We start from the raw sequence: 6,344 nt of genomic DNA, 5'->3' as shown, positions 1-6,344 counted from the left end.
GGCCTCAGCTACTACGAGCAGATCGTCGATGTCGGCCGTGACCAGAAGCTGACCAGGAACGCCATGGATACGCTGCAGGAACTAGTGCAGCGCTTTCCCGAGAGCCAGTATTCCCGAGATGCCCTACTGAAGCTCGACCTGACCCGGAACCATTTGGCAGGCAAGGAGATGGAGATCGGGCGGTTCTATCTGCGCCAGGAAAAATATCTCGCCGCCATCAACCGCTTCAAGCGCGTGATCGAGAACTTCGATACCACCGATCAGGTTCCGGAAGCCCTGCATCGTCTGACCGAGGCTTACAGCGCCCTCGGCCTGCACCAGCAGGCAGAGCGCACGGCCGCCGTTCTCGGACACAATTACCCGGGCAGCGAATGGTATCAGGACAGCTACGCCCTGATGACCACCGGGACCAGTCGCGGTTCAAAAGCGGACGATGACGGGCTCTTCGGCCTTGATCTCTGGATATTCTGACCAGCTATGCTGACCAGCCTCACGATCCGCGATGTGGTGCTGATCGACAGGCTCGACCTCTCGTTCGGGCCCGGCCTTGCCGTGCTGACCGGGGAAACCGGCGCCGGTAAGTCCATCCTGCTCGATGCGCTGGGCCTCGCACTCGGCGCGCGGGCCGACAGCGGTCTTGTCCGCAACGGCGCAAAACAGGCCGTCGTGACCGCGAGTTTCGACGTGCCGGACGGGCACGGCTCCGCCGAAATCCTGGAAGAAATGGGCATCGAGGTCGATGGCCCGGTCATCCTGCGCCGGATCGTCACGGCGGACGGCCGCAGCCGCGCCTTCGCCAATGACGAGCCGGTCAATGTCGCCACCCTCAAGCGCCTCGGCGAAACCCTGGTCGAGATCCAGGGCCAGTTCGACCAGCGCGGCCTGATGGACCCGGCGACCCACCGCGACACGCTCGACGATTATGGCCGCCACGCGTCCCTGCAAGCCGCCGTTCACACGGCCTACACAACCTGGAACGACGCCCGTTCGGCCCACCAGCGGGCCCGCGAGGAGCTGGAACGCGCCCGCACGGAAGAAGATCTGCTCCGCTATAATGTCGAGGAACTCGACGCGGTGCAGCCGGAAGACGGCGAGGAAACCCGGCTGGCCCAGGACCGCACGCTGCTGGCCAACGCCGCACAGATCCTTGAAGCGATGAACGCCGCCGTCAGCGCTCTGCAGAACGAGGATGGCGCGGACCGGGCAATTGCCGGAGCCCAGCGCAGCCTTGAACGGGTGCGCGACCGGGCGGGAGACAAACTTGATGCCGTGCTGGAAGGTCTTGAGCGCGCGGCCGCCGAAATCCAGGAAGCCCAGCACGCCCTGACCCAGATCGCCGATGACGTGGAAGCGGATTCCGGCCGGCTGGAAGAAGTCGACGACCGGCTGCATCTGCTGCGCGGTCTCGCTCGCAAGCACGATATCGACGCGGACCGCCTGCCCGATACCCACCGTGCCCTTTCGGCCCGATTGGCCGCGCTGGACGATGCCGGAGGCGGCCTCGCCGATCTGGCCCGGGCGGAACAGGATGCCCGCGAAGCCTATACAAAGGCCGCGGAGATATTGAGTGCCGCACGGGCGAAGGCCGCGGACAAGCTGGACAAGGCGATCACCGCCGAGCTCGTTCCGCTGAAGCTGGACAAGGCGACCGTGAAGACCCGGCTCGACCCGCTGCAGGAGCATGAATGGAACGCCGCTGGCATGGAGCGTGTCAGCTTCCTGATCTCGACCAACCCCGGCGCACCGCTCGGCCCGCTTGGCCGTATCGCCTCCGGTGGTGAGCTGTCGCGCTTCCTGCTCGCGCTGAAAGTTGTGCTGTCCGAAGCCAACCCGGTCTCGACCCTGGTGTTCGACGAGGTTGATAGCGGGGTCGGTGGTGCCGTCGCGGCGGCCGTCGGCGAGCGTCTGGCCCGCCTCGGCACGGACACGCAGGTTCTGGTTGTCACCCACTCCCCGCAGGTCGCCGCCCGGGGCATCCGGCACTGGCATGTCGCCAAACAGGCCGATGGCGAGCTGGTGAAGACCGCCGTCTCCCAGCTCGAGACCAGCGAGCGCCGCGAGGAGCTGGCCCGCATGCTGTCCGGCGCGACCGTGACGGACGAAGCAAGAGCAGCGGCCGACAGCCTTCTCAACCCAGCCTGAGGACAGACCTGCAATGAGCGCCCCGGAAACGAGCAAACCGGTTGAGGCCCTGAGCCGCGATGAGGCGGATTTCGAAATGCGGGTTCTCGCCGCGCAGCTCGAAAAGCACGACAAGCTTTATCACCAGAAAGACACGCCGGAGATCAGCGACGCGGAGTATGACGCGCTGCGCCGCCGGAACGAGGCACTCGAAGAAGCCTTCCCCGACCTGATCCGGCCGAACACCCCCTCGAAGCGGGTTGGCGCCGCCCCCGCCGCCGGTTTCTCCAAGGTCCGGCACAAGCGGCCGATGCTGTCCCTCTCCAACGCCTTCTCGGACGAGGATGTGACGGACTTTGTCGCCCGTATCCGGCGCTTTCTCAGTCTCGGCGAAGACGCGCCCGTGGCGCTTGTCGCCGAGCCGAAGATCGACGGCCTGTCCGCCTCCCTGCGCTATGTGAACGGCAAGTTCATCCAGGGCGCGACCCGGGGCGACGGCACCGAGGGCGAGGACATCACCCGCAACCTGCAGACCATCGCCGATATTCCGAAGGAGCTGCCCGATGGCGCCCCCGAGATATTCGAGGTACGTGGCGAGGTGTTCATGGGCAAGGCGGAGTTCCGTGCCCTGAACGAGCGGCAGACCGAAGCCGGCAAGAAGATCTTCGCCAATCCGCGTAATGCCGCCGCCGGATCCCTGCGCCAGCTCGACCCGAGCATCACGGCCGAACGTACGCTGCATTTCTTCGCCTATTCCTGGGGCGAGGTCTCGGAAATGCCGGCGGACACCCAGACCGGCTTTCTGGAAAAGCTGAAGGAATGGGGTTTCGTGATCAACCCGATGACGAAGCTCTGCGACGGATCCGCCACCGCGCTTGAGGCCTACAGGGCCATCGGGGAGGCCCGGGCCGGGCTCGATTACGATATCGACGGCGTTGTCTACAAGGTCGACCGGCTGGACTGGCAGGACCGGCTTGGCATGGTCAGCCGGGCGCCGCGCTGGGCCATCGCGCACAAATTCCCCGCCGAGCAGGCCGAAACCGTGCTGGAAGGCATCGACATCCAGGTCGGCCGCACCGGCGCCCTCACTCCCGTTGCCCGTCTGACCCCGATCACGGTCGGCGGCGTGGTGGTCTCGAACGCGACCCTGCATAACGAGGACGAGATCCAGCGCAAGGGCGTGCGGATCGGCGATACGGTTGTCATCCAGCGCGCCGGTGACGTCATCCCGCAGGTGGTCCGGGTGGTGGAGGAAAAACGCCCCACCGATGCCGTGCCTTATGTATTTCCCGATCATTGCCCGGTTTGCGGCAGCGAGGCCGTGCGCCCCGAGGGCGAAGTGGTCCGGCGCTGCACGGGTGGCCTGATCTGCGCCGCCCAAGCCGTCGAACGGCTGAAACATTTCGTTTCCCGCGATGCCTTCGATATCGAGGGGCTGGGCTCCAAGCAGGTCGAGGCCTTCTATGAAGACGGCCTGATCGCACAGCCGGGCGATATCTTCCGCCTGAAGGACCGGGCCGAGGAGATCTCAACCCGTGAAGGCTGGGGCGAGAAATCCCTGACCAACCTGATGGCCGCCATCGAGGAACGCCGGAAGATCGGTCTCGACCGGCTGATCTATTCGCTCGGCATTCGCCAGATCGGCCAGGCCACCGCGAAACTGCTCGCCGCCAATTACGGCACGCTCCCGGCGCTGACCGAAGCCATGCTGGAAGCCTCGGACCCGGAATCGGAAGCCTACGCGAACCTGATCAATATCGATCAGATCGGAAATTCCGTGGCCGGTGACCTCGTGGCTTTCTTCCACGAAGATCACAATCGTGACGTTCTGAGCGATCTTGAGAATGTGCTGGAGATCGAAACCTTCGAACGCACGGTGGCGGAAGACAGCCCCGTGGCAGGCAAGACCGTGGTCTTTACCGGTACTCTGACGACCGTCAGCCGGGGCGAAGCAAAAGCAAAGGCGGAGTCTTTGGGAGCAAAAGTAGCGGGCTCCGTATCAAAGAAAACTGATTTTGTGATTGTCGGCGCCGATGCCGGATCGAAGGCCAAAAAAGCTGAAGAGCTCGGCCTGACGATTCTGAGCGAGGAAGAATGGCTCACCATGATCGGTGTAACCAGTTAATTTTAAAGCGCTTTCTTCAAACTCTCGCACAGCGCGTGACGGTACAGGGCGCCTCATGCCAATCGCCATGCTCAAAACGCATACCAAACCTGATGTTTCTCAATTGCTCGCTCAACAGCAGATCCCTTATTTGAGGCTCATACGGAACAGCGGAATGAGCAACGGGCTCATTGCCCCTCAGCCCCCAGGAGGATGCGATGTCGACTTTTCATTATGTTGGACTGACAAATATGGCCGCCATCGGTCTTTTCACGCTGGTTCTCGCCATTATCGGTTAATCAGTCTTGGGCGGACAACCCCCTCCCGCAAAAACGGGCTTCGGTGACGAAGCCCGTTTTTGTTTGTCCGGACTCAGCTTTGCAGCTTCGCCCCCTTGGTGATCTTGTCGACCAGCTTCTTCTCGTCACGCACGGCAATGCCGACCACCGGCATGTCTTCGGGACTGTAGTTTTTCACCGTGGCCCGGTTGGCCGCGTCATGTCCCGTCGAGAACATGTCCTCGATATAAAGGGACATCTCCACGTCCCGCGATAGCGCGCGCTCATAGATCTTCTTCAATCCGGCCGCATCGCTGGAAAGCACAATTACCGGCTGCACCAGCAGTGGATTGTAGCTGTTGCCCGCCGCATCCTCGTATGCCGTCCCGATCAGCTCTTCCCTGCCGCCAACAATGCCGCTGGTCAGGAAGGCCGTTACATTCAGTTTCTGCCAAAGCGCCAGATCATCCCTCAGAACCAGCGCCACCTTGGTATCGAACATTTTCTTTCCGTGCCTCTCTAACGTCCCGAAAGGGCTTTCAGCCCCTCGTAAACCACTCCCGCCGACTCTCCGAGAAGAGCCCGCGCCTCTTCATTCAACTGATCCATCGCCACATCCAGCGGCCCGGCCAGGCTCCTCGCCCGCCCCGTCAGAACAAGCCGGTGCACCCGGCGGTCCACAGGATGATCCCTGCGTTCAACCAGTCCCGCCTTCTCCAGCCGATCCACGATTCCGGTGATCGTCGCCCCATCGATGGCCAGCCGGTCACCGATCTCGCGCGCACTGAGGCCGTCCCCGTCGAAGAGAACCTTCAGCACCGCATATTGCGGTGGTGTCACGTCATGGGGCGCGAGCAGTTCCTTTGCCCGGCGGGAAATACGCTGGGCCGCTTTCCCGACAAGAAAGCTCACACATTCCTCAACCCGCTCCACTCATCCGGCTCCTGTGCCTGTCAGTTGTCGAGTCGATATAGCATTCATACAAATATTTTGTATACGAATCATTTGCATGCGAATACGCGCTTCGCCGGCACCCTCGATTACTGCCCTTTGAAAACCGGCTTCCGCTTGTTGAGGAAGGCGTCCAGCCCTTCCCGGCCGTCTTCCGTCTGCGCCAGCGCGGCTATGGTCCGGGTTTCGTCTTCCATCTGGGCTTCCATGGATTGCTCGAAACTGGTTGCCAGCAGGCGCTTTGTTCCGCCGAAGGCCCGGGTCGGTCCGGCCGCGAATGTCGCCGCCAGCTTGTCCGTCTCCGCCGCCAGATCGTCGTCCTCGACAACGCGGGTGACGATGCCCCAGTCCTGCGCCTCATCCGCACTGAGCATCCGGTTTGTCAGCATCAGCTCCTGCGCCCGCCGCATGCCGACGATGCGCGGCAGGAAATGCGAGGATGCGCCATCCGGCGCCAGCCCGATATCCGTGTAGGCCATCTTGAACCGGGCCGATTTCGCCGCCAGCACGATGTCGCCGATCAGCGCGGTGCTGAAGCCCGCCCCGGCCGCCATGCCCTGCACCGAAACGATGACAGGCGAGTTCATCCGGTGCAGCCGGGAGATGGCGGCATGGAAGTAGGTTGTCACTTCCTTCAGGCACACCCCGATCCGGTCGCTCTGGGAGTCGAAATAATTCAGGTCGCCCCCGAAACCGAACACGGTTCCGCTGGCGTCAATGATCACCGCCCGGACATCCGGTGCCTCGCTGGCATCGATCGACGCCTCGAGCAGTTCGTGCGCCAGCGCGAGATTGACCGCGTGACCGGCTTCAGGGCGGTTCAGCGTGATCCGGGCAACCCCATCCGACACCGCGTAGAGAATGGTCTCGTAAGCCATGATCTTTCTCCC

Annotated in this window: 6 protein-coding genes; 3 read left to right on the top strand and 3 right to left on the bottom strand. The window is 63.0% G+C overall.

Translation table 11 applies throughout. The annotated features are described in order from the left end of the window. From bamD to ligA, 3 genes are all read left to right on the top strand, one after another. Nucleotides 1-471, top strand: a 471-nt coding sequence (gene bamD / locus AAC126_RS14340; protein ID WP_339854453.1) for an outer membrane protein assembly factor BamD, incomplete at its 5' end; no start/stop codon positions are given. Nucleotides 472-477: 6 nt separating this feature from the next. Beyond that, the gene (recN, locus tag AAC126_RS14335) at nucleotides 478-2,142 is read left to right on the top strand and encodes a DNA repair protein RecN (RefSeq protein ID WP_339854451.1); all 1,665 of its coding nucleotides are present in this window, start codon (nucleotides 478-480) and stop codon (nucleotides 2,140-2,142) included. Nucleotides 2,143-2,155: 13 nt separating this feature from the next. Continuing rightward, a complete protein-coding gene (ligA, locus tag AAC126_RS14330) occupies nucleotides 2,156-4,246 on the top strand; it encodes an NAD-dependent DNA ligase LigA (RefSeq protein WP_339854449.1) in 2,091 nt (696 codons plus the stop codon). 351 nt (nucleotides 4,247-4,597) lie between these two features. On the opposite strand, the gene AAC126_RS14325 is transcribed toward ligA, so the two are convergent. From AAC126_RS14325 to AAC126_RS14315, 3 genes are all read right to left on the bottom strand, one after another. Then, nucleotides 4,598-5,005: a DUF2000 family protein gene (locus tag AAC126_RS14325; RefSeq protein ID WP_339854447.1), complete on the bottom strand. Its 408-nt coding sequence runs from the start codon at nucleotides 5,003-5,005 to the stop codon at nucleotides 4,598-4,600. A gap of 17 nt (nucleotides 5,006-5,022) precedes the next feature. After that, on the bottom strand, nucleotides 5,023-5,436 hold the full coding sequence (locus AAC126_RS14320; RefSeq protein ID WP_339854445.1) for a MarR family transcriptional regulator: 414 nt from the start codon (nucleotides 5,434-5,436) through the stop codon (nucleotides 5,023-5,025). A gap of 107 nt (nucleotides 5,437-5,543) precedes the next feature. Continuing rightward, complete coding sequence (locus AAC126_RS14315; RefSeq protein WP_339854443.1) at nucleotides 5,544-6,332, bottom strand: enoyl-CoA hydratase-related protein; 789 nt, start codon at nucleotides 6,330-6,332, stop codon at nucleotides 5,544-5,546. Nucleotides 6,333-6,344 lie beyond the last annotated feature (12 nt).

Source organism: uncultured Nisaea sp., assembly GCF_963974195.1.
Lineage (GTDB): Bacteria > Pseudomonadota > Alphaproteobacteria > Thalassobaculales > Thalassobaculaceae > Nisaea.
This window is presented reverse-complemented; position numbering and strand designations above follow the sequence as displayed.

Bases quoted from the DNA above. Each gene is read 5' to 3' on its own strand.
- AAC126_RS14315 (WP_339854443.1), bottom strand. From the start codon at position 6,332: ATGGCTTACGAGACCATTCTCTACGCGGTGTCGGATGGGGTTGCCCGG.
- ligA (WP_339854449.1), top strand. From the start codon at position 2,156: ATGAGCGCCCCGGAAACGAGCAAACCGGTTGAGGCCCTGAGCCGCGAT.
- AAC126_RS14325 (WP_339854447.1), bottom strand. From the start codon at position 5,005: ATGTTCGATACCAAGGTGGCGCTGGTTCTGAGGGATGATCTGGCGCTT.
- recN (WP_339854451.1), top strand. From the start codon at position 478: ATGCTGACCAGCCTCACGATCCGCGATGTGGTGCTGATCGACAGGCTC.